Origin of the sequence: Streptomyces sp. NPDC087844, from assembly GCF_044742785.1 — a bacterium.
GTDB lineage: Bacteria > Actinomycetota > Actinomycetes > Streptomycetales > Streptomycetaceae > Streptomyces.
Map to the genome: position 1 here is coordinate 1 of NZ_JBIUVD010000032.1, position 26,748 is coordinate 26,748.

18 protein-coding genes, 1 pseudogene and 2 riboswitches are annotated in these 26,748 nt (G+C 73.0%); of the genes and pseudogenes, 11 read left to right on the forward strand and 8 right to left on the reverse strand.

Annotated features, from left to right (window positions below):
- The 4 genes from ACIOKD_RS38755 to thiO form a co-directional block, all read left to right on the forward strand.
- Nucleotides 1-4,227, forward strand: a 4,227-nt coding sequence (locus ACIOKD_RS38755) for an SDR family NAD(P)-dependent oxidoreductase (protein WP_402092965.1), incomplete at its 5' end; no start/stop codon positions are given.
- Between the two features lie 107 nt (nt 4,228-4,334).
- Nucleotides 4,335-4,910 (forward strand): FcoT family thioesterase, encoded by a 576-nt coding sequence (locus tag ACIOKD_RS38760; protein ID WP_402092966.1) that lies wholly within the window; start codon nt 4,335-4,337, stop codon nt 4,908-4,910.
- Between the two features lie 19 nt (nt 4,911-4,929).
- Complete coding sequence (locus tag ACIOKD_RS38765) at nt 4,930-7,059, forward strand: type I polyketide synthase (protein WP_402092968.1); 2,130 nt, start codon at nt 4,930-4,932, stop codon at nt 7,057-7,059.
- Between the two features lie 46 nt (nt 7,060-7,105).
- Complete coding sequence (thiO, locus tag ACIOKD_RS38770; RefSeq protein ID WP_402092970.1) at nt 7,106-8,230, forward strand: glycine oxidase ThiO; 1,125 nt, start codon at nt 7,106-7,108, stop codon at nt 8,228-8,230.
- On the opposite strand, the gene ACIOKD_RS38775 is transcribed toward thiO, so the two are convergent.
- Together ACIOKD_RS38775 and ACIOKD_RS38780 are read right to left on the reverse strand one after the other, a co-directional pair.
- Nucleotides 8,195-13,930, reverse strand: a complete 5,736-nt coding sequence (locus tag ACIOKD_RS38775; RefSeq protein ID WP_402092972.1) for a type I polyketide synthase — start codon at nt 13,928-13,930, stop codon at nt 8,195-8,197. The genes thiO and ACIOKD_RS38775 overlap by 36 nt on opposite strands.
- A complete protein-coding gene (locus ACIOKD_RS38780) occupies nt 13,927-14,703 on the reverse strand; it encodes a thioesterase II family protein (RefSeq protein WP_402093035.1) in 777 nt (258 codons plus the stop codon). The genes ACIOKD_RS38775 and ACIOKD_RS38780 overlap by 4 nt, the downstream gene beginning before the upstream one ends.
- Before the next feature lie 284 nt (nt 14,704-14,987).
- Between ACIOKD_RS38780 and ACIOKD_RS38785 the strand changes: the two genes are divergently transcribed.
- The 4 genes from ACIOKD_RS38785 to ACIOKD_RS38800 all read left to right on the forward strand — a co-directional run bounded on the left by ACIOKD_RS38785 (nt 14,988) and on the right by ACIOKD_RS38800 (nt 20,710).
- The gene (locus ACIOKD_RS38785) at nt 14,988-16,532 is read left to right on the forward strand and encodes an acyl-CoA carboxylase subunit beta (protein WP_402093037.1); all 1,545 of its coding nucleotides are present in this window, start codon (nt 14,988-14,990) and stop codon (nt 16,530-16,532) included.
- Nucleotides 16,529-16,741: an acyl-CoA carboxylase subunit epsilon gene (locus tag ACIOKD_RS38790; protein ID WP_402092973.1), complete on the forward strand. Its 213-nt coding sequence runs from the start codon at nt 16,529-16,531 to the stop codon at nt 16,739-16,741. Before ACIOKD_RS38785 ends, ACIOKD_RS38790 begins: the two co-directional genes overlap by 4 nt.
- Before the next feature lie 114 nt (nt 16,742-16,855).
- Nucleotides 16,856-18,760 (forward strand): LamG-like jellyroll fold domain-containing protein, encoded by a 1,905-nt coding sequence (locus ACIOKD_RS38795; protein ID WP_402092974.1) that lies wholly within the window; start codon nt 16,856-16,858, stop codon nt 18,758-18,760.
- Nucleotides 18,761-18,990: 230 nt separating this feature from the next.
- A riboswitch (cyclic di-AMP (ydaO/yuaA leader) is annotated at nt 18,991-19,163 on the forward strand.
- A 56-nt stretch (nt 19,164-19,219) separates the two neighbouring features.
- Nucleotides 19,220-20,710, forward strand: coding sequence for a C40 family peptidase (locus ACIOKD_RS38800; protein ID WP_402092976.1), 1,491 nt, complete (start codon nt 19,220-19,222; stop codon nt 20,708-20,710).
- 135 nt (nt 20,711-20,845) lie between these two features.
- On the opposite strand, the pseudogene ACIOKD_RS38805 reads toward ACIOKD_RS38800, so the two are convergent.
- The 3 genes and pseudogenes from ACIOKD_RS38805 to ACIOKD_RS38815 all read right to left on the reverse strand — a co-directional run.
- Nucleotides 20,846-21,301: pseudogene (locus ACIOKD_RS38805) on the reverse strand (GNAT family N-acetyltransferase); the annotation flags it as partial.
- A 220-nt stretch (nt 21,302-21,521) separates the two neighbouring features.
- Nucleotides 21,522-21,920, reverse strand: a complete 399-nt coding sequence (locus ACIOKD_RS38810) for an ester cyclase (protein ID WP_402092977.1) — start codon at nt 21,918-21,920, stop codon at nt 21,522-21,524.
- A gap of 22 nt (nt 21,921-21,942) precedes the next feature.
- Nucleotides 21,943-22,884: an alpha/beta hydrolase fold domain-containing protein gene (locus tag ACIOKD_RS38815; RefSeq protein ID WP_402092979.1), complete on the reverse strand. Its 942-nt coding sequence runs from the start codon at nt 22,882-22,884 to the stop codon at nt 21,943-21,945.
- Nucleotides 22,885-22,970: 86 nt separating this feature from the next.
- Between ACIOKD_RS38815 and ACIOKD_RS38820 the strand changes: the two genes are divergently transcribed.
- The gene (locus ACIOKD_RS38820; RefSeq protein ID WP_402092980.1) at nt 22,971-23,447 is read left to right on the forward strand and encodes a MerR family transcriptional regulator; all 477 of its coding nucleotides are present in this window, start codon (nt 22,971-22,973) and stop codon (nt 23,445-23,447) included.
- Here the strand turns inward: ACIOKD_RS38820 and ACIOKD_RS38825 are convergent.
- The 3 genes from ACIOKD_RS38825 to ACIOKD_RS38835 are packed head-to-tail and all read right to left on the reverse strand — an operon-like array spanning nt 23,436 to nt 24,697.
- Nucleotides 23,436-23,609, reverse strand: coding sequence for a hypothetical protein (locus ACIOKD_RS38825; protein WP_402092982.1), 174 nt, complete (start codon nt 23,607-23,609; stop codon nt 23,436-23,438). The two genes, ACIOKD_RS38820 and ACIOKD_RS38825, sit on opposite strands and share 12 nt — an antisense overlap.
- A gap of 41 nt (nt 23,610-23,650) precedes the next feature.
- Nucleotides 23,651-23,845 (reverse strand): hypothetical protein, encoded by a 195-nt coding sequence (locus ACIOKD_RS38830; RefSeq protein WP_402092983.1) that lies wholly within the window; start codon nt 23,843-23,845, stop codon nt 23,651-23,653.
- Nucleotides 23,846-23,899: 54 nt separating this feature from the next.
- Entirely contained in the window at nt 23,900-24,697 is a 798-nt protein-coding gene (locus tag ACIOKD_RS38835; RefSeq protein ID WP_402092985.1) for a glutathione S-transferase family protein, read from the reverse strand.
- Nucleotides 24,698-24,961: 264 nt separating this feature from the next.
- Nucleotides 24,962-25,109: riboswitch (SAM riboswitch) on the reverse strand.
- Nucleotides 25,110-25,295: 186 nt separating this feature from the next.
- On the opposite strand from ACIOKD_RS38835, the gene ACIOKD_RS38840 reads away from it, so the two are divergent.
- Both ACIOKD_RS38840 and ACIOKD_RS38845 read left to right on the forward strand, forming a co-directional pair.
- On the forward strand, nt 25,296-25,418 hold the full coding sequence (locus ACIOKD_RS38840; RefSeq protein ID WP_402092986.1) for a putative leader peptide: 123 nt from the start codon (nt 25,296-25,298) through the stop codon (nt 25,416-25,418).
- A 75-nt stretch (nt 25,419-25,493) separates the two neighbouring features.
- A complete protein-coding gene (locus tag ACIOKD_RS38845; RefSeq protein WP_402092987.1) occupies nt 25,494-26,747 on the forward strand; it encodes an LLM class flavin-dependent oxidoreductase in 1,254 nt (417 codons plus the stop codon).
- Nucleotide 26,748: the final 1 nt, after the last annotated feature.

Genomic DNA, 26,748 nt, shown 5'->3' on the forward strand with positions numbered 1-26,748 from the left:
GTGGATGGCCGTCCGCGGCGGGCGGGGGTCTCCTCGTTCGGGATCAGCGGCACCAACGCCCACGTCGTCATCGAAGCCGCCGAACCCGCCCCGCAGCCGGACCCCGGACCCGCGCCCACTGCGGGCGGTACGGTCCCGTGGGTGCTCGCGGGCAGCACACCGGAGGCCCTGCGAGCTCAGGCCGTCCGGCTGCGTGAGCGACTGGACGACCTCGGCACACGGGACCCCGCCGCCGTCGGACACGCGCTGGCGACCTCCCGCGCCGCCCTGGAACACCGCGCGGTGCTCGTCGGGTCCGGCCACGAGGCCCTGGCACGCGAACTGGACGCCCTTGTCGGGCAGGACCCGTCGCACGGCGTGCTCCGGGGACCGGCGGCCGGCGGCGGCCTCGCGTTCCTGTTCACCGGCCAGGGCGCGCAACGACCCGGTATGGGACGGGAGTTGTACGAGCGGTTCACCGCGTTCGCCGAGGCGTTCGACGCGGTCGCCGCCCTGCTGGACAGGCAGCTGGAACGCCCCCTGCGCGAGGTGCTGTGGGACGAAACCGAACGGGACGAAACCGAACGGGACGGAGCCCAACGGGACGAACCACGACTGCTCGACGAGACCGTCTGGGCGCAGGCCGGGCTGTTCGCGGTCGAGGTGGCGCTGTTCCGGCTGCTGGAATCCTGGGGAGTGCGGCCCGACCACCTGCTCGGTCACTCGATCGGTGAGATCGTGGCGGCGCACGTCGCGGGTGTCCTGTCGCTGAAGGACGCCACGACGCTGGTCGCGGCGCGCGGCAGGCTGATGCAGGCACTGCCGCGCACCGGGGCCATGGTCGCGGTCCGGGCCGCCGAGGCGGAGGTCGAACCCCTGCTGAGCGACGGGGTGGCGATCGCGGCGGTGAACGGCCCGTCCTCGGTGGTGATCTCGGGTGAGACGGACGCGGTGCTCGACACGGCCGCCCGGCTCGCCGCCGACGGCGTGCGGACCACCCGCCTCCGGGTCTCCCACGCCTTCCACTCCCCGCTGATGGAACCGATGCTGGACGACTTCCGCCGCGTCGCCGAGACGCTCACGTACAACCGTCCGCACATCCCTGTCGTGTCCAACCTGACCGGCGGGATCACCGATCAGGGCTCGGCGGACCACTGGGTGCGTCACGTCCGGGCACCGGTCCGGTTCGCCGACGGTGTGAAGTTCCTTTCGGGCCTCGGCGTGACCACGTTCGTCGAGACCGGCCCCGACGCGGTCCTGTCGGCGATGGGCAGGGAGTGCGTCGACAGCGGCAGCGACATCGCGTTCGTCCCGCTGCTGCGCCGCGACCGGCCCGAGGAGCACCAGCTGGTGTCCGGGGTGGCCGCGGTCCACGTCCGTGGCGCGCACGTGGACTGGGACGCCTTCTTCGCGGGACGGCCCCGTGACGCCTCGATCGACCTCCCGACGTACGCCTTCCAGCGGCGCCGCTTCTGGCTCGACGCGGGTGATCCCGCCCCCGGCGACGTCGGTCTCGCCGGGCTGGAACCGGTCGACCATCCGATCCTGCGCGCCGCGCTGGACACCCCGGGCTCGGGCCGGGTCGTGCTCACCGGCCGTCTGTCGGCGGACGTCCAGACCTGGCTGGCCGACCACGCCGTGCTGGGTTCGGTGCTGCTGCCCGGCACCGGTTTCGTGGACCTGGTCCTCACGGCGGGCGCCCACGTCGGCTGCGGCACGCTCACGGAACTCACGCTGGAGGCACCGCTCGTGCTGCCCGACCGGGGCGCGGTGGCCCTGCGGGTCACCGTGGACGAGCCGGACGGCACCCGCGCCCGGACGGTCGCCGTCCACGCACGCCCCGAGGGCGAGCCCGACCTGCCCTGGACCCGGCACGCCACCGGTGTACTGGCGGCCGAAGCCGAGGAGCCCGCGTTCGACCTCGCCGCCTGGCCACCCGCCGGGGCCGACACCCTGGACGTCACCGACGCCTACGAGCTGCTCGCCGGCCGGGGTTACGGCTACGGCCCGGCCTTCCGGGGCCTGCGGGCCGCGTGGCGCCGCGGTGCCGAGGTCTTCGCCGACATCACTCTGCCGGACGCGGCCCGCGACGACGCGGCACGGTTCGCCCTGCATCCCGCCCTGCTGGACGCGGCGCTGCACGCGGACGCCCTGGACGACGACGGCACGACGAGCGTCCCCTTCTCCTGGGAACGCGTGACGCTGCACGCCACGGGCGCGTCCGCCGTGCGCGTGCTCACCCGCCGGGCCGCGGACGGCGACGGCACGTCGATCCTGCTCGCCGACGAGTCCGGCCGACCGGTGGCGACGGTGCACTCCCTGGTCACCCGGCCCCTGTCGGCGGAAGGGCTCACGCGCACCCGCCGCGGCCCGCTGTTCCGTGTCGGCTGGACCCCGCTGCCACCCGGCCCCGCCGACACCGCCGGCCGGTTCGCCGTCGTGGGCACCGGCCCGGTCGGCCCGCTCGCCCCGTGGGCCGACGACGCGCCCCGGTACGCCGATCTCACCGCGTTGGCGGAAGCGGCGGCACCCGTGCCCGAACTCGTGCTGTTCCCCTGCCCGGCGCCTTCCGGTGACGGTGACGTCCCCCTCGGCGTTCGCGCGACCACGACCGCGGTGCTGGAGGTCCTGCGGGGCTGGCCGGCCGACGAGCGGTTCGCCGGCTCCCGACTCGTCATCGTGACCGGCGGTGCCGTGGACACCGGCGACGGCCGGATCGACGTGCGGCAGGCACCGGTGTGGGGCCTGGTCCGGGCGGCGCAGGCGGAGAACCCCGGCCGGTTCGTCCTGCTGGACCTGGACGGCCCCAGCGGCACGGCACCGCCGCTCCCCGTCACCGAACCCGAGATCGCGGTACGCGACGGCAGGGCGCTGGTGCCCCGGCTGGTGAAGGCCGCAGGACCCACGGCCCCGCCGACCTGGGATCCCGACGGCACCGTCCTGATCACCGGCGGGACCGGCGGGCTCGGCGCACTGGTGGCACGCCACCTCGTCTCGGCGCACGGTGTCCGACGGCTGGTGCTGGCCGGGCGCCGCGGCCCGGCGGCACCGGGGGCCGCGGCCCTGGCCGCCGAACTGACCGGACTCGGCGCCGAGACCGAGGTGGCCGCCTGCGACACGGCCGACCGCGACGCGCTGGCCGCCCTCCTGGCCAAGATCCCGGCGGACCGGCCCCTCACCGCGGTGCTGCACCTGGCGGGGGTCCTGGACGACGGGCTGATCGGCTCGCTGACCCCGGCCCGGCTGGACGTGGTGCTGCGCGCCAAGGCCGACGCCGCCTGGAACCTGCACGAACTGACGCGGGAGGCGAACCTGTCGGCGTTCGTGCTGTTCTCCTCCGTCAGCGGCCTGATGATGGGCGCCGGCCAGGGCAACTACGCCGCCGCCAACACCTTCCTGGACGCGCTCGCCGTACACCGCCGCTCGCTCGGCCTGCCCGCGGCGTCCCTCTCGTGGGGGCTGTGGGACGAGAGCGCCGGCATGGGTGGACGCCTCGGCGAGGCCGACCGCGGCCGCGTCCGCGCCTCGGGAGTCCCGCCGCTGTCACCGGCCGAGGGGCTGGCGCTGTTCGACGACGCGCTGGCGGCCCGCGAGACGCTGCCGGTGCCGATCCGGCTCGACGCGGCGGCGCTGCGTGCCGCCCGCGACGACATACCGGCGCTGCTGCGCGGCCTCGTACCACCCGCACCCGCCGCACCCGCCCGTGCCGCCGCCGCGGGACCCTCCCTCGAACAGCGGCTCGCCGCTCTCGCGGGCGAGGACGAGCGGGAGTCGCTCCTGCTCGGCCTGGTCCGCGCCGAGGTCGCGGCCGTCCGGCACGACGATCCCTCCGCCATCGACCCCGGGGCCCCGTTCACGGCGCTAGGACTCGACTCGCTCGCTTCGATCGAACTCCGGAACCGGCTGGGTGCCGCGTCCGGGCTGCGGCTGTCCGCGACACTCACCTTCGATTACCCCACGCCCGCCGAACTGGCGAAGTTCCTGCTGTCCGAACTGCTCCCCGAGGGGGCGCGGCCCGCCCCGGACGAGGACTCGGTCCGGTCGGCACTCGCCACGATCCCGCTCGCCCGGCTGCGCGAGTCCGGGCTGCTGGACACCCTGCTCCGCCTCACGGAGACCGGCCCGCCGGAATCAGGGCACACCTCGCCGCCCCGGCCGGTGCCGGGCCACGACGAGCGGACCGAGGAGATCAGGGGCATGGGCGTCGAGGACCTGCTCCGGGCCGCCCGCCGCACGACACCGACCTGAGGAACACGACGACCTGAGAAACACGACGACCTGAGGAACACGCTCCGCACGGAACGATCTGCTCGGAACGACCTGCTCGGAACGACCTTGAGAGGGAGAGACCGGCAATGGCGGAAACGAGGGACCGCACGGCCGACCCGGGGCTGCGCTACCCCACCGACGAGGATCTGCTGGCCCAGGTGCTGCGCCCCTACCGGGCGAAGAACTGCGAATACCTGAAGTCGGCCGTGGTCGGCGTGGACAGCGGCCCCGACGGCCGGCACAGAGTCGGCGCCGCCTGCACCTTCCAGATCCCCGAGTCGTGCTACATCGACGACACCGGACACTTCAACTCGGTCGAGTTCAACATCTGTTACAACCAGATGTTCTATTACCTCATCGCGAAATCCGTCCAAGAGAGCGTGCTGGAACCGTTCGCGCGCTGGACGATGGACGACTTCTGGGCCCGCCAGCTCGGCGACATCCTCATCACCGACTTCCGCAGCACGTTCCGCCGGCCGATGGGCGCACGCCTGTTCCACGGCGAGATCGAGGTGGCCGACGTCGCCGAGTGGGACGGCAGCGACATCCGCGACGCCCTCGTGGTGATCCGCACCAAGTGCCGCTACTGGGACGACCGGGGCGGCGACAGCCACGGCGAGGTCACCGTCGCGATCCTCAATCCGCCGCAGAGCCGTCCCTGACCAGCACGCGGGAGATGCGATGAACGACCCGGCCGACCACGTCCCCTCCGCTGCCGGACCCTGGCCGCCCGCCGGGGCCGTCCCGGTGCGCACCGACGACCTGTACGCCCTGCTCGCCGCGCGCGGATACCAGTACGGCCCCGCGTTCCGTGGGCTGCGCGCGGCCTGGCGGCGGGGCGCGGAGATCTTCGCCGACATCGCGCTGGACGGCGCGACCGGCGGAGCCGCCTCCTACCTCCTGCACCCCGCCCTCTTCGACGGCGCCCTGCACGGAGCGCTGCTGCCGTCCGAGGACCGGCCGGACGCACTGCTGCTGCCGTTCATCTGGCGAGGGGTGCGGATGCGGAACTCCGGCGCCCGCGACGTCCGCCTGCACATGGCACCGAGCGGTGACGACGCGGTGTCGCTGACCCTCACCGACACCGAGGGGCGGGAGGTGGCCTCGGTCCGCTCGCTCGCGTTCCGCCCGGTCACCGCCGAGCAGCTCGACCGCGAGGGCCAGGGCGGCACCCTCCTTCGCGTCACCTGGAACACCGTGCGGGTGCCGTCCGACGAAGCCCCGGCGGAAGCGCACTGGGCCTTCCTCGGCACCGACCACCTCGGCGTGACCGGCGCCCTGAAGGCCGCCGGCCGACAGCCCGGGATCTACCCTTCGCTGCGTGATCTGGACGCCGGTCTGCGCGACGGCGACACCGTTCCCGACATCGTCGTGGTCTCCTGCACCGACGAGAGCGCCGAGGCGCGTGCCGCGACACAGCGGGCGCTCGTCCTGGTGCAGGAGTGGCTCGCCGACGAACGGCTGGGCGGCGCCCGCCTGGTCTTCGTCACCCGGGGTGCCGCCGCGGCGCGTACCGGAGAGGACGTGCCCGATCTCGCCGGCGCCGCCGTGTGGGGCCTGGTGCGCGCCGCCCAGTCCGAACACCCCGGCAGATTCCACCTGGTGGACGTGGACGACGTCGAGTCCTTCGGCGGCGCCCTGGTGTCCGGCGTGGAGGCGGGGGAGCCCCAGCTCGCCGCCCGCGACGGCGGCCTGTCGCGCCCGCGCCTGGTCCGCTGCCCGCCCGCATCGTCCGCGCGCCGCCCCGACACCGGAGGGACAGTCCTCGTCACCGGCGGCCTGGGCGCCCTGGGCGCCCTCGTGGCCCGCCACCTCGTACGCCGCCACGGTGTCCGCCGCCTCCTGCTGCTCGGCCGCCGGGGCCCCGCCACTCCCGGGGCCGGCGAGCTGGCGGCGGAACTGACCGGACTCGGAGCGGACGTACGGGTCGTGGCCTGCGACGCGGCCGACCGCGCGGCCCTGGAGCGCGTCCTGGCGAGCGTGCCCGACCGGCATCCGCTCACCACCGTCGTACACGCCGCGGGCGCCGTCGACGACGGCACCGTCGCCGAACTCACCCCGCGCAAGGTCGAACGCGTACTGCGCCCCAAGACCAACGCGGCGCTGAACCTGCACGAGCTGACCCGCTGCGACCTGATCCTGTTCTCGTCGGTGTCCGGGCTGATCGGCAGCGCGGGACAGGCCGCCTACGCCGCCGCCAACACCTTCCTGGACGCCCTCGCGCACCGCCGCCGTGCCATCGGCCTCCCCGGCGTCTCGCTCGCCTGGGGCCTGTGGGCGGACGGCATGGGCGCGGAACTGGGCACCGCCGACCTCGCCCGGATGCGGCGCAACGGACTGGCGCCCCTCTCCGCCGCCCAGGGTCTCGCCCTGCTGGACGCGGCCCTCTCCCGGACGGAGCCCGCGCTGGCCCCCGTCCGGCTGGACGACGAGGCGCTGCGCCGAGGCGCCGGGTCCCTCCCCGAGATGCTCCGGGACCTGGCCGCCCCCGCGTCCGGTGGGACCCCGGCCGGGCGGCCCGCCGAGGCCGAGGCGCTGCGCGAGCGCCTCGCGGGACTGCCCGGGGCCGAACGCGCCGCCGCCGTCCTGGAGTTCGTCCGCGCCGAGGTCGCCGCCGTCCTCGGCCACCTGGCCCCCGACGGCGTGGACCCCGGCCTGGAGTTCCGCGAGATCGGCCTGGACTCGCTCACCAACCTGGAGCTGAACCGCCGGCTGGCGACCGCGACCGGACTGCGCCTGCCGGTCACCCTGTCCTTCGACCACCCGAGCCCCGCCGCGCTGGCGGGGCACCTCGCGCGGCGGCTCGCCTGACCGGCGGCCCGCGCGGCGGGCCGCGCACCCGACGAAGGGACCGGACATGCACACAGTGATCGTCGGCGGTGGTGTGATCGGCCTCGCCACGGCGTGGCGGGCGCTCGCCCAGGGACTGGCCGTCACCGTCGTGGACCCCGAGCCCGCGAGCCGGGCGTCGTACGCCTCGGCGGGCATGCTCCCGCCCGCCAACGAGCAGCTCTACGACGACGAACCCCTCCGGCGCCTGTACCTGGCCTCCCGCGACCGTTATCCCTCGTTCGTCGCGGAACTGGAGGAGGTGTCCGGCCGGCCCACCGGACACCGCCGCGACGGCGTCCTGGACGTCGCCCTCGACGCGGCAGCCGTCGCGGACCTCGACCGCGCGCACCGCTTCCACCAGGGGCACGGAATCAGGACCGAGACCCTCACCGCCGGGGAATGCCGCGCGTACGAACCGAAACTCGCCCCGTCGGTGCGCGGCGGTCTCCTCGCCCCCGACGACGGGGCGGTCGATCCCCGGCGGCTGACCGCGGCGCTGCTGGCCGCGATAGAGCGGCTCGGCGGCACACGCGTCACCGAGCGGGTCACCGACGTGCTGATCGAGGGCCGCGCCACCGGCGTACGGCTCGCCGGGGGCGGCACGGTGACCGGCGACCGTACCGTCCTCGCGGCAGGCTGCTGGACCCATCTGCTCGGTGGCCTGCCGCCCGGTGTCGTCCCGGAGATCCGGCCGGTCAAGGGACAGATCATGCGCCTGCGCTCCGACGAACCGTTCCTCAACCGCACCACCCGGGGCCTCGTCGGCGGCTCGGCGGTGTACCTGGTGCCGCGTGCCGACGGCGAACTGGTCGTGGGCGCGACCTACGAGGAGCTCGGCTACGACACGACCGTCACGGCGGGCGGCGTCGCCGAACTCCTCGACAGGGCCCGCGCGGTACTGCCCGAGGTCACCGGTCTGGCGTTCGCCGAGATGAGCGCCGCGCTGCGGCCCGGCTCGCCGGACGACCGCCCGCTGATCGGCGCCACGTCCGTCCCCGACCTGCTGCTCGCCACCGGGCACTTCCGCATCGGGGTGCAGCTGTGCGCGGTGACCGCGGACGCGCTCGCCGCGGTGCTGTCCGGCGGTGAACTCCCCGACGCCGTACGGCCGTTCTCACCCGTACGCGGGGACGGCGTCGGCGCCTGCTAGGGCGCCCGCGAGCGTCCCCTCCGCGTTGCGGGTCCACGCGGGTTCCTCCTGGCGGCGCGAGCGGACGAGGACCGGCCGCCGGCCCGTCCCGTCCGCCGCGCCCACCACCAGTTGCAGCAGGACCGCGCCGTCCGCGGTGAACGTGACCGGGGTGTGCAGTACCAGTTCCTCGACCTCGTCGCAGCCGGTCGCACCCGCCGCGTGCATCGCCAGTTCCACCAGGGCCGTACCGGGCAGCAGCACCGTGCCGAGGATCGTGTGGTCGGCCAGCCACGGCTGGGCCGCCGGCGAGATCCGCCCGGTGAACAGGTGGCCCCCGTCGGGCAGTTCGGTCGCGGTCGACAGCAGCGCGTGCCCCGCGTCGTCGAGCCCGAGCCCGGCCGCGCTGCCCGCCGGGGCAGGGGCCCGGAGCCAGTACCGCCGCCGCTCGAACGGATAGGTCGGCAGCTCCACCAGCCGTACGTCCCCCGCGGCGCCCCAGTTCACCCCTGACGCCCGGGCCCGGGCGAGGGCGGCGGTGAGTGTGTGGGCCTCGGACCTGCCCGGGCGCAGCAGCGGGAGCAGGACCGGAACGGCCGCCTCTCCCTCGGGTCCGGCCGGCACGGTCTGCGCCAGGGCGCAGAGCACCCCGCTGGGCCCGAGCTCCAGACAGGTGCTCACGCCCTCGGCCCGCAGGGTCCGCACGCCCTGCCCGAACCGGACGGCTCCGCGGACGTGCCGGACCCAGTAGCCGGGCGTCGCGATCTCGGGTCCGGCGACGGCTCCGGTGACGTTGGACACGACCGGGATCGCCGGCGGCCGGAACGTGAGTGTCTCGGCGACGCGCCGGAACTCCTCCAGCATCCCGTCCATGTGGGCCGAGTGGAAGGCATGACTGACCGTCAGCCGCCGTGCCCTGACGCCGCGTTCCTCCCAGTGCGCGGCGACGGCGAGGACCGCGTCCTCGTCGCCGGAGACGACGGTGGCCCTCGGTCCGTTCACCGCCGCGACCGACACCCCGCCCGGCAGCGAGTCGGCCACCTCGTCCTCACCGGCCTGGACCGAGACCATCGCGCCGCCCGCGGGCGCCTCCTGCATGAGGCGGGCCCGCGCCGCGACGAGGACGCACGCGTCGGACAGCGTGAGCACACCGGCGAGATGGGCCGCGCTCACCTCGCCGAGCGAGTGGCCGAGCAGATGGCCGGGTGTCACGTCCAGCGACCCCAGCAACCGGAACAGGGCGACCTGGAGCGCGAACAGTCCCGGCTGGGTGTACTGCGTCCGGTGCAGGGCCGCCGCCTCGGGAGTGCCGGGCGCGGCGAACACCACACTCTTGAGCGGACGGTCCAGATGAGGGTCGATGTGGGCGCAGACCTGGTCGAACGCCTCCGCGAACGCCGGATACGTCTCGTACAGCTCTCGGCCCATGCCCGGGCGCTGGGAGCCCTGGCCGGTGAACAGGAAGGCGGGTGTCCCACCGCCCGCGGCCCCGCCGACCGCCTCGGACGGCCGGCCGTCGGCCAGGGCGCGGAGCCCGGTGAGCAGTTCGTCGCGGCTCTCGCCGAACACCGTCGCTCGGTGCTCGAACTCCGCGCGGCCGGTGGCGAGGGTGTAGCCGATGTCGGCCGCGTCCAGAGCGGGCCGCCCGCTGATGAACCGATGGAGCCGTGCCGCGTGGACGCGCAGCGCCTCCTCGGACCTGGCCGACAGCGGCCACGGCAGGGGCGCCGTGACGGCGCGCGGCGTCCTCGGGCGCACCGGAGCCTGTTCGAGGATCACGTGCGCGTTGGTGCCCGAGATGCCGAACGAGGAGACCGCCGTCCGGCGCGTCCGCCCGGTCCCGGGCCACGGCGCCGCCCGGTCGAGCAGGGCGACCTTCCCCCGCGACCAGTCGACGTGCGGGGACGGGGTGCCGGCGTGCAGCGTGCGGGGGAGCAGGCCGTGCCGCATCGCCAGCACCATCTTGATGACGCCCCCCACCCCGGCGGCGGCCTGCGCGTGCCCGATGTTGGACTTCAGCGAACCCAGCCACAGCGGCCGGTCCCGGCCCTGTCCGTACGTCGCGATGAGCGCCTGGGCCTCGATCGGGTCGCCGAGCGCGGTGCCGGTGCCGTGCGCCTCGACGGCGTCCACGTCGGCGGCGTCCAGCCGGGCGGCGGCGAGCGCCTGACGGATCACCCGCTGCTGGGCCGGGCCGCTGGGCGCGGTCAGCCCGTTGCTGGCGCCGTCCTGGTTCACCGCGCTGCCGCGCACCACCGCGAGCACGGGATGACCGTTGCGCTCGGCGTCCGACAGCCGTTCCAGCAGCAGCAGGCCGGCGCCCTCGCTCCACGCGGTGCCGTCCGCGTCGGCCGAGAAGGGCTTGCACCGGCCGTCGGGGGCCAGGCCGCGCTGCTGGCTGAACTCCACGAACATGCCGGGGGTGGCCATCACGGCGACGCCGCCCGCCAGCGCCATCGAGCACTCGCCCTGCCGCAGCGACTGCGCCGCCTGGTGCAGCGCGACGAGCGAGGACGAGCAGGCGGTGTCGATCGTCACCGCCGGCCCCTCAAGGCCCAGGGTGAAGGCGATGCGCCCGGAGACCAGGCTCGGTGAGCCGCCGGTGAGCAGATAACCGCCGAGGCCCTCGGAGGAGTCCTGGAGCCGGGGCCCGTACTCCTGGGCCGTCGCGCCCACGAACACGCCGGTGCCGCTGCCGCGCAGCGTGCCCGGGTCGATTCCGGCCCGTTCCAGCGTCTCCCAGGCGACCTCCAGCAGAACCCGCTGCTGCGGGTCCATCGCGGTCGCCTCCCGCGGACTGATCCCGAAGAACGCCGCGTCGAACCCGTCGGCCCCGTCGAGGAAACCGCCGCGCCGCACATAGGTCCGGCCGGGAGTCCCGGGTTCGGGGGCGTACAGGGCGTCGAGGTCCCAGTCGCGGTCGGCGGGGAAGTCGGAAATGGCGTCCGTGCCCGCGGTCACCAGTTCCCACAGCTCGCCCGGGGAGCCGACGCCGCCCGGGTAGCGGCAGCCCATCGCCACGATCGCGATCGGGTCGCCGTCCGCCGCCGCCGGGAGCGGCCGGCTGTCGGCGTCCTCGCCGAGGCCCCGGCGCTCCCTGAGGTGGGCGGCGAGCCCGGCGGGCGTGGGGTGGTCGTAGACGATGGTGGCGGGGACCGGGAGACCGGTCGCGGCGGCGAGCCGTTCGCTCAGCTCGACCGCCAGCATCGAGTCGACGCCGAGGTCCTTGAACGTCTTCTCGGCGTCGACCGCCTCCGCGCCGACGTGCCCGAGTACGGCGGCCGAGTGGGATCGGACGAGGTCCAGCAGGTCCCTCTGCCGCTCCCCGGCCGACGGCTCGGCGGGCGCGGGCCGCTCCCGCGACGGCCAGTGCCGCTCCCGCTGGAAGGCGTAGGTGGGAAGGGGCACACGCCGTGGGTCGTGCGCGGCGAACACACCCGGCCAGGACACCGCGTGACCGCGTACATGCAGTTCGGCGACCGCTTCGAGCAGCGAGGACCGCACGGCCCCGTCCCGCAGCGGCGCACGGACGACGGTCGCGGCGGTGTCACCGCCCAGCAGTGTCCGCCAGTCGTCCGCGCCGCGCACGGCCCGCGGGCTCACCTCAAGGAACGTGGGGTGCCCGGTACGCGCCAGCGCACGGATCACGGCGTCGGTCCGCGAGGGCGAGGGGGTCCGGCGCGACCAGTAGGCGGTGTCGAGAGCGGCCGTGTCCAGGATGCCGCCGGTGACGGACGAGTGGAACGCGACCGCGGACGGCCGGGGCGTGACCGGGCCGGGCGCCGTGCCGTGCGCGCGGGCCGTGACGATCCGGGCGGCGTCCTCGACGGTCAGTGCCCCGACGACGTGTGCGGCGGCGACCTCCTCCTCGGCGTCGCCCACGACCGCTTCCGGACGGACGCCCAGGGACTCCCACAGCCGGGCGAGGGCGACGGCGACGGCGAACCGGGCCGGCCCCGCGACGTCGTCGCGGTCCGGCCGCGGGGCCCCGGGGGCCCCGTTCAGGACGTCCGTCAGGGACCAGCCGGTACGGGCGTCGAGCGCGTCGGCACAGATGCCGATCGCCGTGCGGAACGCCGGTGACAGGGCCATCAGTTCGCGCGTCGTCCCGGTCTCCACCGGACTCCCGGCCGGGAAGACCAGCACCACGCCACCGGGGCTCCCGGCCGTCGCCCTGAACACACCGGGGACGTCACGGCCGGTGGTGACGGCGTCCAGGCCGTCCAGGAGGGCTTCCCCGCCGGTGCCGAGGACGGCCGCGCGGTGCTCGAAGTGCGTGCGGCCGGTGGCCAGTGACCAGCCGACGTCACCGGGGGACCGCGGTCCGCGTACCAGCTGCGCCTTGAGCCGCGCGGCCTGCGCGCGCAGGGCCCCGGCCGTCCGGCCGGAGACCGTCCACAGGACGGGGCGGGCATCGGGCTCGGCCCGCACGGCGCCCGCCGGTCCGTCAGGGGCGGCGCCGAGCACGACATGACAGTTCGTCCCGCCTATCCCGAACGAACTCACCCCGGCCAGCGGCGGCTCGCCGGGCCGGGGCCAGGGACCGCGCTCGCGCTGCACGCGCAGTCCCAGCCGGTCGAGATCGATACGGGGATGGGGAGTCTCGAAGTTGAGGCTGGCGGGGATCTCCCCGTGCGCGACGCTCAGTACCGCCTTGATCAGGCCGACGATGCCCGCGGCCCCCTCCAGGTGACCCACGTTCGTCTTGGCCGACCCGACGTGCACCGGTGCCCTGGACGCGGCGTCGGCGAGCGCGCCCGCGATGCCCGCCGCCTCCAGCGGATCACCGACCCGGGTGCCGGTGCCGTGCAGTTCGACGTACTGGAGCGCCTCGGGGGCCACGCCCGCCCGGCGGCAGGCCAGCCGGATCACCTCGGACTGCGCGGCGGGACTCGGCACGGTCAGCCCGTCGGTGGCGCCGTCGTTGTTGACGGCGCTGCCCCGGATCACCGCGTGCACGTGGTCGCCGTCGGCCAGCGCCCTCCCCAGCGGCTTGAGCAGGACGACTCCGCCGCCCTCGCCGCGCACATAACCGTTGGCCCGCGCGTCGAAGGTGAAGCAGCGGCCGTCGGGGGACAGCCCGCCGAACCCGGCGACCGCGGCGGCGCTCTCGGGGACGAGGTTGAGGTTCACCCCGCCGGCGAGCGCGAACTCAGCCTGGCCGGTGCGCAGACTCTCGGCGGCCAGATGCACGGCGACCAGCGCGGACGCCTGCGCGGAGTCCACCGTCATACTCGGACCGCGCAGCCCCAGCGTGTAGGAGACGCGGTTGGCGATGATGCCGCGCTGGACACCGGTGAGGGTGTGCCGGGTGATGTCGAGGGGATCCTGGACGAGGGCGGCGAAGTCGCTCGACATCGCGCCGACGAACACCGCCGTGCGGCTCTCCCGCAGCTTCGCCGGTACGATCCCGGCGTCCTCCAGCGCCTCCCAGGCCAGCTCCAGCACGAGCCGCTGCTGGGGGTCGGTCGTCGTCGCCTCGCGCGGCGAGATACCGAAGAAACCGGCGTCGAACCCGTCGATGTCGTCGAGGAAACCGCCGTGGCGCAGACCGGGCCGGTCCAGCCCCGGCGCGGCAGGGTCCCACCGGCCGTCCGGGACCTCGGTGATCGCGCTCGCACCGTCCCGCAGCAGCGTCCAGAACGCGGCCGGGGACGGCGCCCCGGGGAGCCGGCACGCCATGCCGACGATCGCGATCGGCTCGCGCTCCTCGACGGTCATGACGCCGCGGGCTCCGTGCCGTGTGCGCGCAGCACCGACTCCAGCCGGTCCAGGGTCGTGGCGGGATCGGAGCTCAGGTAGAAGTGGCCGCCCTCGAAGACCTGCAGATCGAACGGCCCGGTGGTGTGCTCCCGCCACGACAGCGCCTCGTCCATCGTCACCTGCGGGTCCCGGTCGCCGGTGAACACGGTGACCGGGCAGCCGAGCGGGGGACCGGGCGTGTACGTGTAGGTCTCGACGGCGCGGTAGTCGGCGCGCAGTGCCGGGAGGAACATCCGTACCAACTCCTCGTCGTCCAGCAGGGAGTTGTCGGTGCCGTTCAGCAGTTTCAGTTCGGCGATCACGCCCTCGTCGGTGCGCAGGTGCACCGACTCCTCCCGGCGGCGCGAGGGTGCCCGCCGTCCCGACACCACCAGCGCGGCGGGCGGGACACCGTCCTCGCGCTCCATCCGCCGGGCCACCTCGAACGCGACGACGGCTCCCATGCTGTGTCCGAACAGGACCGGTCGCCCGGTGAGCACGGGCCGCAGCGCCGCGAAACTCAGATCCGCCAGGGTCTCGATGTCGGTGAGAGGTTCCTCGGAGCGACGTTCCTGGCGCCCCGGATACTGGACGGCGAGCACATCCACCCGCGGATGCAGCGTCCGGGCCACGGGGAAATAGAAGCTCGCCGCGCCACCCGCGTGCGGAAAACACACCAGACGGGATCCGGCGTCCGGGGCCGGCCGAAAGCGCCGGACCCATGCGTTGCTGTCGACGAGCGAGTGCGTCATGGCGTTCATCTCTCCTGCGGGCTGCAGAGCGGGCATTCGATCATGATGCCGTCACCGGGAATTCAACCCAACCCCTAACCTCCCCTAAGAAAGCCGGGGGTTCTTGAACCGGCGTCGAAGGCTGGGAGACCTTGAGGCTGTCCGGATCTTTTCCTGGCCGCTTTCGGCCTCGGTAACCGGCGGGGAGAAACTGTATGACCATGGTCGCGGGGGAATCGGCGGATGTGAAGGGCACGGAGGAAGTTCCGGGTCCGGCCGCCGAGACGGACGAGGGGCCGCCCGACATGCGCTCGGGCGTCGCCGAGCTGCTGCAGATCCGGGCGGAGGCCGAGCGGGGCCCTTCGCCGGGCGCGACCGGGCAACAGCACGCCCGGGGCAAGCTGACCGTCCGTGAGCGGCTGGACCTGCTCTTCGACCCGGGCACCTTCCGCGAGATCGAGCAGTTGCGCAGGCACCGCGCCACCGGGTTCGGCCTGCAGGACCGGCGCCCGTCGACCGACGGCGTGGTCACCGGATGGGGCAAGGTGACGGGCCGGACCGTGTTCGTCTACGCCCATGACTTCCGCATCTTCGGCGGCTCCCTCGGCGAGGCCCACGCGGAGAAGATCCACAAGGTGATGGACCTGGCCGAGGCGGCGGGCGCACCCCTGGTCAGCCTGAACGACGGTGCCGGGGCACGCATCCAGGAGGGCGTCACCGCGCTCGCCGGCTACGGCGGGATCTTCCGCCGGATCGTCCGCGCGTCGGGAGTGATCCCGCAGATCAGTGTGATCCTCGGGCCGTGCGCCGGAGGCGCCACCTACGCCCCGGCGCTCACCGACTTCGTGTTCATGGTCCGCGACACCGCGCAGATGTACATCACCGGTCCGGACGTGGTGAAAGCGGTCACGGGTGAGGACGTCACCCACGAGCAACTCGGCGGCGCGCAGGTGCACGGCTCGGTCTCCGGAGCCGCCACCCATGTCTGCGACAGCGAGAAGGAATGCCTCGAAGAGGTCCGGTATCTGCTTTCCCTGCTGCCGTCCAACAACCGTGAGCTTCCGCCGGTCGCTCTCGCGGACGATCCGCCGGAACGGCGTTCCGAAGCGCTGCTCGACGTCGTTCCACCGGACCCGAAGAAGTCGTACGACATGCGTGCCGTGATCGAGGAGATCGTCGATCACGGTGAATTCTTCGAGACGCATTCCCGCTGGGCCACCAACATCATCTGCGCATTCGCGCGGTTCGAGGGGCACGTCGTCGGAATCGTCGGAAACCAGCCCGCGGCCATGGCCGGAGTACTCGACATCCACGCCTCGGAGAAAGCGGCGCGATTCGTGCAGACCTGCGACGCCTTCAACATTCCGCTGGTGACACTGGTCGACGTGCCCGGCTTCCTCCCGGGCACGGACCAGGAACACGACGGCATCATCCGGCACGGCGCGAAACTGCTCTACGCGTACTGCAACGCGACGGTGCCGCGCGTCCAGGTGATCCTGCGCAAGGCCTACGGCGGCGCCTACATCGTGATGGACTCACGATCCATCGGTGCCGACCTCTCGTTCGCGTGGCCGACCAACGAGATCGCCGTGATGGGTGCCGAGGGCGCGGCGAACGTGGTGTTCCGGCGTGAGATCGCGGCCGCCCCCGACCCTGCGGCGGTCCGGGCCCAGCGGATCAAGGAGTACCGGCAGGAGCTCATGCACCCCTACTACGCGGCGCAGCGCGGGCTCGTCGACGATGTGATCGACCCCGCCGACACCCGTGCCGTGCTGGTGGACGCGTTGGCGATGCTGCGCTCCAAGGACGCGCGGCTCCCCTCCCGCAAGCACGGCAACCTTCCGATGTGACGGCGCAGGAGACCATGGACACCCCCGAGATCCCGCTGCTGACCTTCGTCCGCGGAGCGCCCACCGACGAGGAGGTGGCGGCCGTGCTCGCCGTGGTGCACGGACGCGCCGAGCGCGCCGAACCCGACGAGCCGGCCCGTACGGCCGGGAGCCCGCGCTGGGCGCAGACCCGGGCCTACCGGACACCCCGGGCCTGGACCTCGCGCTGACCGCCGCCAAACGTCCGGACGGCAGGCGGCAGACGTTCAACTTCCCGCCATCGCCCGGCCGTGGCGGGTGAGGAGCGTACGGGCTGCCAACCGGTTTCGTCCTACGGAGTGTCCATGACTGCGGCAGAACCCCAGAATCCCCTGCACAGACGCGCGCTGCTGCGCGTCGCGGCAGCCCTGCCCGTGGCCGGCGCGGGTGCCGCCGCCTTCGCGGCCTCCGCGCAGGCCGCGTCCGGCTCGGCTTCCGCCGCCGCCCATGCCTCGGTTTCCGCCGCGCACGCCGCCCGCTTCGACCCGCGGAGCCCGCGGTTCGTGCTGGCCGTCCTGCCCGACACCCAGTACCTCTTCGACGCCGACAGCACCGACCCCGCTCCGCTGCGGGAGGCATTCCGCCACCTGGTCGCCGAGCGCGGGGAGGCGAACATCGCCTTCATGACGCACCTCGGAGATGTCACCGAGCACGGCACCGAGGACGAGATCGCACGCGCCGCCGACACCTTCAGGACCATCCACGGCAAGGTGCCCTACAGCGTCCTGGCGGGCAACCACGACATCGACTCCGGGGACGACCAGCGGGGCGACTCCGCGTACCTCGCCGCCTTCGGGCCCGCCCGCTACAAGTCCATGCCGACCTACCGCGGCGCCTCGCCCGACGGCTACAACACGTACCACGTGCTCAAGGCGGCGGACCGGTCCTGGCTGGTCCTCGCCCTCGACTGGCGGATCTCGGACAAGGGCCTGACCTGGGCGCAGGGCGTTCTCGACGCGCACCCCACGCTGCCCGCCGTCCTCACCACCCATGACATCGCCTGGGCCGACGACGACGGCAAGGCGCAGCTGTCGGACAACGGCAAGCGCCTGTGGGACGGCCTCGTCCGCGGCAACGACCAGATCTTCCTGGCGCTGGGCGGCCACTACTGGCCACCGGGCCGCACGGTCCTGCGCAACGACTCCGACAACGATGTCCACGTCCACATCACCAACTACCAGGACCGCTACTACGGCGGCGCCGGCATGATCCGTACGTACGGCTTCGACCTGGCCCGCGGGGTCGTCGACGTCGAGACCTTCTCGCCGTGGCTCCTCGCCAGGGACTCCGCGAAGCGGTCGCCGCTGGAGGCCGAGACCATCGAACTGACGGGTGACGCCGACCGGTTCAGCCTGGACATCGACTTCGACGAGCGGTTCGAGGGCTTCGCCCCCGTCGCCGTGCCGAAGCCGCGGCCCGCCTCCGCGGTGATGCCGCGCGGCACGGTCGCGTACTGGCGCTTCGACGCCGCCGGGACCTCGGCGGGCGGCACCGCGGGCAAGCCCGTCGCGGACGGCGCCGTCGTACGCGACCTCACCGGCAACGGGAACGACCTGGCCGTCAGCCGGCTGGCTTCGAGCGGGCCCGACGCGCTCACCTGGTCGGCCGACCACCACCCCGGCCAGCCGGCGCACGCCAGTCTCCGCTTCGACGGCGGCAAGAGCCCGGACCGCGGCGCGATCCTGACGACCGCCGCCCGGGCCGCCCTGAACAGCGAGAAGTTCACCCGCGGCTACACCATCGAGACCTTCATCAGGCTGCCCGAGCCCTTCGAGGGCGACCACTCCTGGATGGGCATCCTCAGCTGGGAGGGGCGCAACGGGGACGCGGGCAAGACCACGGGCTGGTCGCCGCTGGAACCCACCTGCAGCCTCAACCTCTCACCCGAGCGGTTCCTCCAGTTCGTGGTCTATCCCCAGCGCCAGGACGCCGACCCCACGTCATGGAGCCACGCGGTGCCCGTGGGCCGCTGGATGCACCTCGCCCTCGTCAACGACGGCCGCCGTACGGTGATGTACGTGGACGGCTCGAAGATCGCCCGCAATCCTTCGCAGCCGTCCACCGGCATCGCCACCCTCGGCAAGCCGTTCGTGCTCGGAGCCACCCAGTTCGACGAGAGCTTCGGGCAGGGCTTCTACGGCTGGATGGGCGACACGCGCATCGTGAACAGGGCCTTGTCCGTCCACGAGTTCCTCACGCCCTACGCGTAACCGGCCACCGAGGCGGACGGCTCGACCGACGCAGCCGCTTGGGCCCGGGTGAACCACGAGTGACGGACCGGTCGCGGTGAGGTGGTCATAGGCCCAAGGTCACCTTCGGGTACGACGAAGGTCACAATTACATATCGGACACTTCGTACTTCAATCTTCACGCGAGACACACAAGTTGGCTAAGTTGGCCGCTGGGCCGTACGACTCCCTCCGGTGAACCCCGCCGGGTCGCGCGGTCTCCGCCGAATCCGACAGGCCCTCGTGGCGGCCGGAGCCGGAGGTCCAGTCGACTTTCAGGGTGAATCGACCCAACTGTCCAGCGGGCAGAGGTCGTAGGGCATGCCTTTCGGAACCTTCCGCCCGAACCCGACAGCCGACCCGGCAGGCGGTGCACGGAAGGAGTCGTCCCCCATCGCGCCGGAACGAACGCAGCGCCCCGGAGGCACCGGCCTCCCCGGCATGTCCCGCTCCGCCCCCGTGAAGGCGGCCCCCGCATCCGTGGACCAGTTCACCCCCGCAGGCATTCCCGCCCAGCGGAGCGACGAACCCAGTCGCGAGGAAGTACAGCAGCGGATCACCAATCTCTACGACCGGGTCGAGAACGCCACCGGCAACTTCAACGTGACCCGTGCCATGAGCACGGCGACGCGCGACACGGGCAGGCCGACGTCCGGGGACAGGGGCGGCCGGGGCGGAGCCACCGATGCCGCCGCTCCGCTGCCGGACGTCGCGAAGCAGTGGTTCGACGTGGGCCGCTCGCAGCTGGGCCCCGTCTTCCCGGCGGTGCTGCCGCCCGACAGGATGCCGGACCGGGGCTCGGCCGGGACGCGGTCCGCCGATGCGGGCGGCCGTCCGAGCGGCGGTGGACGTGAGGGGCGCGGGGCGCGCGAGGGTTCCGACAAGCCCGTCCTGGAGCTGACCGCCGGTCCGAGTGCGGGCCCCGGTGCCGGAGGTGCCGCCGGACCCGTCGCGGAACTGACCGCGAGGCCCGTCGCCGAGCTGACCGCGGGTCCCGTCGCCGCGCTGCCGGCCGTCCCCACCCAGCGCCAGGCGGCCGAAAGGGCCTTGCCCGGGCCGTCCGGCGGACCGACGCAGGCGACACTGAGGACGTCGAAGCAGCGGAACCAGCGGAAGCTCGGACAGGCCCGTGACCTGCTGGCCGGACATGCGGGCCGGCGCAGCGCACCTGTCACGGAACTGCGGCCCTTCCAGGCGATCGAAGGCGCCTGGGGCCCTGCAGCCCAGGCGCCGAGCCACCACGGGACCACGACCGGCATGGACGCGTGGCAGCAGCCGGCCATCGGCACGGACATGCGGGCGGGCACGGACATGTACCCCGGCATGCCCGGCACGGGGGCCGGTGTCGCCGCCGACCTGAGCATCGGCGACGGTGTGTACCTCGGGGTCGACCAGTACGCCGGTGCCCAGTACGCGGGTGTCCAGCGGACCGACACGAGCATGTACGTCGACGCGAGCACGCCCATCGCCACGGGTGTCGCCCTCGACATGCAGAACGCGACCAACCCCGCTTACGGCGTGCCTTCTCCCACGTATGCCGCGCCCACGTATGCCGTGCCCGACCCCGGGTACGGCGGGCAGGGCGTCAGGGCCGTCGACTTCGCACGCGCTCAGATCGGCAAGCCGTGCGTATGGGGCTCGATGGGGCCGGGCTCGTACGACTGCTCCAGTCTCACGCAGGCCGCCTGGAAGGTAGCCGGAGTCGTGCTCCCGCGTTCCGTCCAGGACCAGGCGACCGCCGGCACGATGGTTCCGGTCCCGGACATCCGGCCCGGTGACCTGGTTCTCTTCAGCGGACAGGTCGGACACGTCGGAATCGCCACGGGCAACGGCATGATGATCCACGCACCGAGCCCGGGCGTCGCCATCCGCGAGGAGTCGATCTACTGGGCCGGCGAGGCGGCGATCCACAGCGTGATCCGCCCTGCCTGAGGGGGCGTTGCGGGCCAGGAGCCGGCGTGACCGCGGCATCTCCGTCGGCCCCGTCAGCGCCTGGGTGAAGCAGACACTGAACGGATCGCGGTCGTACGGGGCGTACGGCCGCACCTCCTGCCGGCCCTCCCGCGCGTAGAGCGCCCGGGCCTCCGGCTGGAGCGCGCCCGTCCGCAGCCACAGCCGTGCGACACCGAGGGCCGGCGCGGTCGACTCCACCGCCGCGAGGGCCGCTCGCGCCAGACCCCGGCCGCGGCGGTCGGCGTGCACGAACACCCGCTTCACCTCGTGCCGGTCGGGCAGCCCGCGCAACGAGGCGGTGGCCACCGGCACGTCGTCGGCGTGGGCGACCCAGGTGACGACGATCTCCTCGGCCGCGGGTCGCGGCACACGTACCCGCCGGTGCTCGACCGGCGCGTAGCGCGGGGCCAGTTCGGCGGACATCCGCTCCCGCAGCCGGGCCGGGGCCGGCGCGTCCCACTCCTCGGTCACCCAGCGGACCGCCGGCCCCCGCCGGGCGGCGCGAGTCCCTTCCCCGACCTCTTCGCCGGCTTCTTCCCCGACTTCATTCCTGGCTTCTCCCTTGATCATGCGCACATGCTCACACCGGCGGGAGAGGCGTGTCGTCGGCCCAGGCCTCCTGTTCGCAGAACGGAAACACCGTGTTCGCGACAGCGGCCGGGCGGCCGTCCAGTGCTCTGAGCGGGAAGGTCCGTTGGTTGGTGACGGGGACGGTTGGATGTGCGGTGACGTCCGTCCGATCGTTGGGGGTGTGGTGGCTGAGTCTCGGCGAATCTCTCCGGTCAGAGCATTAGCCGCGGGCGGTCAGTTGCTCTTGGATCGTCGGGGCGTCGAGGAGGTACCACATGTCCTCGAAGCGTCCGTCGCGGAAGTGGTAGAAGGCGTACTCGGTGAAGGTGACGCTCCGGCCGGAGGGCTCCAGTCCGAGCCACTGCTTGACGGGGGTGCCGGTGTCGGTGAGCCGGGCCGCCACCCGGTCGCCCTCGATGACGAGATCGTCAAGGCGCCAGACGAAGTTGTCCACGGCGTCCATGTGCTGCCGCATGGTGGCGACGTAGTCGTCCCGCGAGACCGGCTCCCCGTTGAAGACGAGGGTGTCGTGGGCGAACTCGGCCATCCGGTGGAATTCCCGGGCGTTGATGGCCTCGATGTAGTCGAGGTACAGCTTGCGCAGGTCATGGGTACTCATGGTTTTCCTTGCCGTCAGCTTTTCAGAGGGACTTGAGGAGGGTGACGCGGCGGGCGTGGACCGGGGCGTGGAGGGAGATACCGGGTGCGAAGTGGTCCCAGCCGTGGCTCAGGCCGGGCAGGACGTGCAGTTCGGCACTGACGCCGGCCGACCACAGCCGCTGGGCGTAGGCGACGGTCTCGTCCCGCAAGGCGTCGAGCTCGCCGACCTCCAGGTAGGCCGGAGGCAGGCCGGTGTAGTCCTGAAGGCGTGCGGGGACGATCGTCGCGGGCGCGTCGTCGGTGTGGGCGTCGCCGAGCACAAGCTGCCAGGCGGTGTGCTTGAGAGTGTGCAGGTCGGCGGAGAAGGCGTGCAGGTGCGGGGCGAGTGGGGTGTCACTGTTGTCGAGCAAGGGGTAGATGAGGATCTGCCGAGCCAGGCCGATGTGGTCCTGGCGGGCGCGGATCGCCGTGGTCGCCGCCAGGGTGGCGCCGGCGCTCTCGCCCATCACCGCGATCCGGGCCGCATCCACGCCCAGCTCGTCCGCGTGCTCGATCAGCCAGGTCAGCCCCGTGTACACGTCGTCGGCGAGGGTCGAGCCGGCCACCTCCGGGGCCAGCCGGTACTCCACCGACAAGAACGGCACACCGGCGGCGGCGACGTACTGGGCGATGAACGGTGCGAAGTGCGCCACCTCGCCGGCGATCAGGGCGCCCCCGTGAGCGTGAACGACGGCCGCGGTCGGACCGGCGACGCCGGACGGGGTGAACCAGTGCAGATCGATCTGCGCGCCGTCCCGCGTGGCCGCGCTGAACACCTGATGCCCGACCTCGGGCCGGTCGAGGCCGGAGGTCAGGACCGGGTAGACGGCGGCAACGCTGTCCCGCCAGGTCTTCCAGTCACCGGGCGCCAACGGCTCGGGCGGCGTGTCACCGGCACTGGCGGCGAACACGGCGGCCAGCTCGGGGTCAAGGGAAAGAGGCATGGTGCATGCTCCGGGGTTGTCGTTGTACGAGGTCAACGACGACGCTACGATCTAGACCTCGGTCTAGGTCAAGGAAGGGAGCGGGGATGAGTGACGAGAGCCTCACGATCGGCGAGGTCAGCGAGCGCACCGGACTGGGCATCCACACCCTGCGCTACTACGAGAAAGAAGGACTGCTACTGGGCTCGGTGGCACGCAGCAGCGGCGGACGGCGCCGCTACTCCGCCTTCGACGTCGAATGGCTCCAGCTCTGCAACCGCTTCCGCGCCTGCGGCATGCCGCTGAACGACATCCGACGCTACGCAGAACTGGTCGCCGCCGGCCCGGGCAACGAACAGCAACGCCTTGAACTCCTGCGCACCCATGAGATCCGCGTGCGGGCCGAACTGGCCCAGATGACGGAGAACCTCGCGGTGATCGAGGCCAAGGCCCGCCTGTACGCCGAGCACGTCGAATCAGGCACCGCAGGCACGCTGTGGACCGGCCGGACACCGACCTGCCTCGCCCTGGAGGCCATGGCGAACCGTGACAGCCAGGCAGTTTCGTCTGGATCACCGCGCTGACCGGAGGAAGATGCCCGCGATGCGGAGTCCGGCCAGGTAGACGGTCGCGGTCTGCTCGTAGCGGGTGGCGATGCCGCGCCACTGTTTCAAGCGGTTGAGGCAGCGTTCGACCGTGTCGCGCTGCTTGCGTGCCTCGCGGTCGAAGGCGGGTGGCCGGCACACACGAACAACGGCTGACGGAGCTGGTCGGAACGGCGCTGCTGTCAGGCGGTCGGCCCGGTGCGGAGTCGCCGCGCGTCCCGAACGAGCGTGTACGAAGCGCTGAGGAAGAGCACGGCTCCAGCCACGAGCCAGAGAGCCGAGGCCCCGGAGCGGTACTCACGAACGGCGAGAACGAGCAGCATCACGCTGGCAAGGACGCCGAAGGCCGAGATCAGAGCGCTGATGCGGTGAGTCACATGGACATCATCAACGACAACCCCGGCCGGCGGAAGTGATCCGAACGAACCGGACTAGCGACCCGTCCCCCCGCTGCCGAGGAAGGCCGGATGCCGGCCGAGCCGCCGGACGTACCGGTCCAGGTGGAGGTGTGCGGACAGGGCGCCGTCGGCGGTGTCCAGGTGGGCGAGCGCCACCCAGAGATCCACGTCCGCGGCCGTGATCGCATCACCCAACACATAGGCAGTGGACGCCAGTTGGTGATCGAGCAGGGTCAGTGTCGCCGCCCGGGCGTGAGGCGGGGAGGCCGGTGCGACGTCCCGGGCGAGGAGTTCACGCAGGGCGTCGATCTCCGCGGCGAGGGCCGGCGGCCGCAGCGCGGGCAGGCCGGGCCCTTCGGCGTCACGGAGTTCGGCGCGTTCCGCGAGGTCGGCGAGGTCGCGCAGAATGTCGGGCGTGTGGTTGCTGACGACGCGTCCGCTCCACCGGTCGCACAGCGCCGGCGCGGTGAGCGGGCCGTCGTAGTGGTGCCAGGTCGCCTCGTAGGCCCGGCGCAGCGAGGCGATGGCGTCGGGCGTCTCGGCGGGGCGGGTCAGCACGGTGGTGACCGTCGAGTCCTCAAGTCCCAGCAGCGCGAGGGTGATCGAGACGCGCAGCGAACGCTGACAGCCTTCGGACAGATACAGCTGATAGCGGTGCGGCGCCGGGTAGAAGCCACCGGCGAGGCCGACACCTATGCGGCCGCGGAAGCGGTGCGCACGTGCGGTCGTGCTCGGTGCGACCGTGCCGCAGGCGGGCGTGCCGGTGACGGCCGTACGTGCGGCCGTCTCGAAGGTACCTGTGCTCGAACCGCGGGAAACTGTCTCGGGCATGGCTCTCCAGAGGAAATCGCGGAAGCCCTGGCCGCCTTGTGGGCACCAGTGGCGAAACGGAGTGACTGCGCTGTGTCGTGCACGTCCGGCGGGTCCACGGGGCCGACGGGTCCGGATCGAGCGGACCGCACGGACCGCACGGACCGGGTGGACCGGCAGCGGACTAGTAAGCGCTGGAGACGCGCAACAGATCGATGTGCAGTCGCCTCGTCAAGCCGTTCCTGGGCAATTCCCACCTGTCCCGGTCGGGGCTCGCACGAGGCGAGACCACGCTTGTCCCGCCACACCGGCGGAACCAGGTCGTCACCCGGGGCACCCCGTCGCGGTGGAAGGGTTGCCTGTCAGCGGGCCGGGGCCGATGACCGCACGGACGGGGGAGGACCCCGTCCGACGGGCGCTGACGATCGTGACCGTCCCCGCAAGTGTCGGTGCGCCGTGTGGGGGCGTCAAGAAGGGGCGAGACGACGTCTCAGCACGTGGGCAGATCAATGACGAGGCTGTCGGAAGAAAAGCCGCGGCCGTACTGTTGTGTGCGTCGAGGAGCGGACGAGGCCGGACGGAGCCGGGTCCGCCGAGCCGCAGAACGGAGGTGACGCACGTGCGACCACGCCGCGTGCCCCGCCTCAGCGTCCCCGAGCTCACTCCGCGCCGTCGCGTACGCCTGTACTCGCGGCAGCACATCGACCTCCTGCGCGTCGCCGGCGCGCTCTGTCGTCCCTGACCCGTACCTCCGCGGCCCCGCCCTCCTCCGGCGAGGGCCGGCTTCCTCCACGGTCGATCAGGAAGGCACCCCGTCGTGTCGTCAGTACCTCCTTCTGCCCTGCCCTCTTCCCCCGCCCTGCGTCTCGCCGTCGCGCTCGACGGAGCCGGCTGGCATCCCGCCGCGTGGCGCGAACCGGTGGCCCGTCCCCGGGACCTGCTCACCGCCGGCTACTGGACGGACCTCGTCACCGAGGCCGAACGCGGCCTGCTCGACTTCGTGACCATCGAGGACGCGCTCGGCCTCCAGTCCTCGCACTTCACCGAACCCGACGGACGGACCGACCAGGTCCGCGGCCGGCTCGACGCCGTCCTCATCGCCGCCCGTGTCGCCCCGCTGACCAGCCACATAGGTCTGCTGCCGACAGTGGTGGCCACCCACACGGAGCCCTTCCACACAGCGAAGGCCATCGCCACGCTGGACTATGTGAGCACCGGCCGTGCGGGGGTACGCGTCCAGGTGTCGGCCCGCCGCAACGAGGCCGCGCACTTCGGCCGCCGTACGGTCCCGTCGTTCGGCATCGAGGACCTGGCGAGCCCCGCCGTACAGGAGTTGACGGTCGACCTCTTCGACGAGGCGGCCGACTACGTCGAGGCGGTGCGGCGGCTGTGGGACAGCTGGGAGGACGACGCGGAGATCCGGGATGTCGCCACCGGCCGCTTCGTAGACCGGGAGAAGTTGCACTACATCGACTTCGAGGGTGCGCGCTTCAGCGTCAAGGGACCCTCGATCACGCCCAGGCCGCCGCAGGGGCAGCCGCCTGTCGGGGCGCTCGCCCACGCAACCGTGACCGGTGCGCCGTTCCGGCTGCTGGGCCGCTCCGCGGACCTCGGGTTCGTCACCCCGCACGACGCCGGGCAGACCAGGGCCGTCGTCGCCGTGGTGCGTGCCGAACAGGACGCGGCCGGGCGGGCGGGGGAGCCCCTGCACCTCTTCGGTGACCTGGTCGTCTTCCTGGACGACGACCCCGCCGAGGCCGCGGCCCGCAAGGAACGGCTGGACGCCCTCGCGGGTTACCCGTACACGAGCGACGCCCTGATCTTCACCGGCACGCCGACCCAACTGGCGGACCTGCTGCAGGAGCTGAGCGAGGCCGGACTGACCGGCTTCCGGCTGCGCCCCGCCGTCGCAGGCCACGACCTGCCGGCGATCACCCGGGGCCTGGTCCCCGAACTCCAGCGCCGGGGCGTCTTCCGGCACGCGTACGAGGCCGACACCCTGCGCGGACTGCTCGGGCTCGAACGCCCGGCCAACCGTTACGCGGCTGCCGACGCCGTCACCCCCGCCTGAG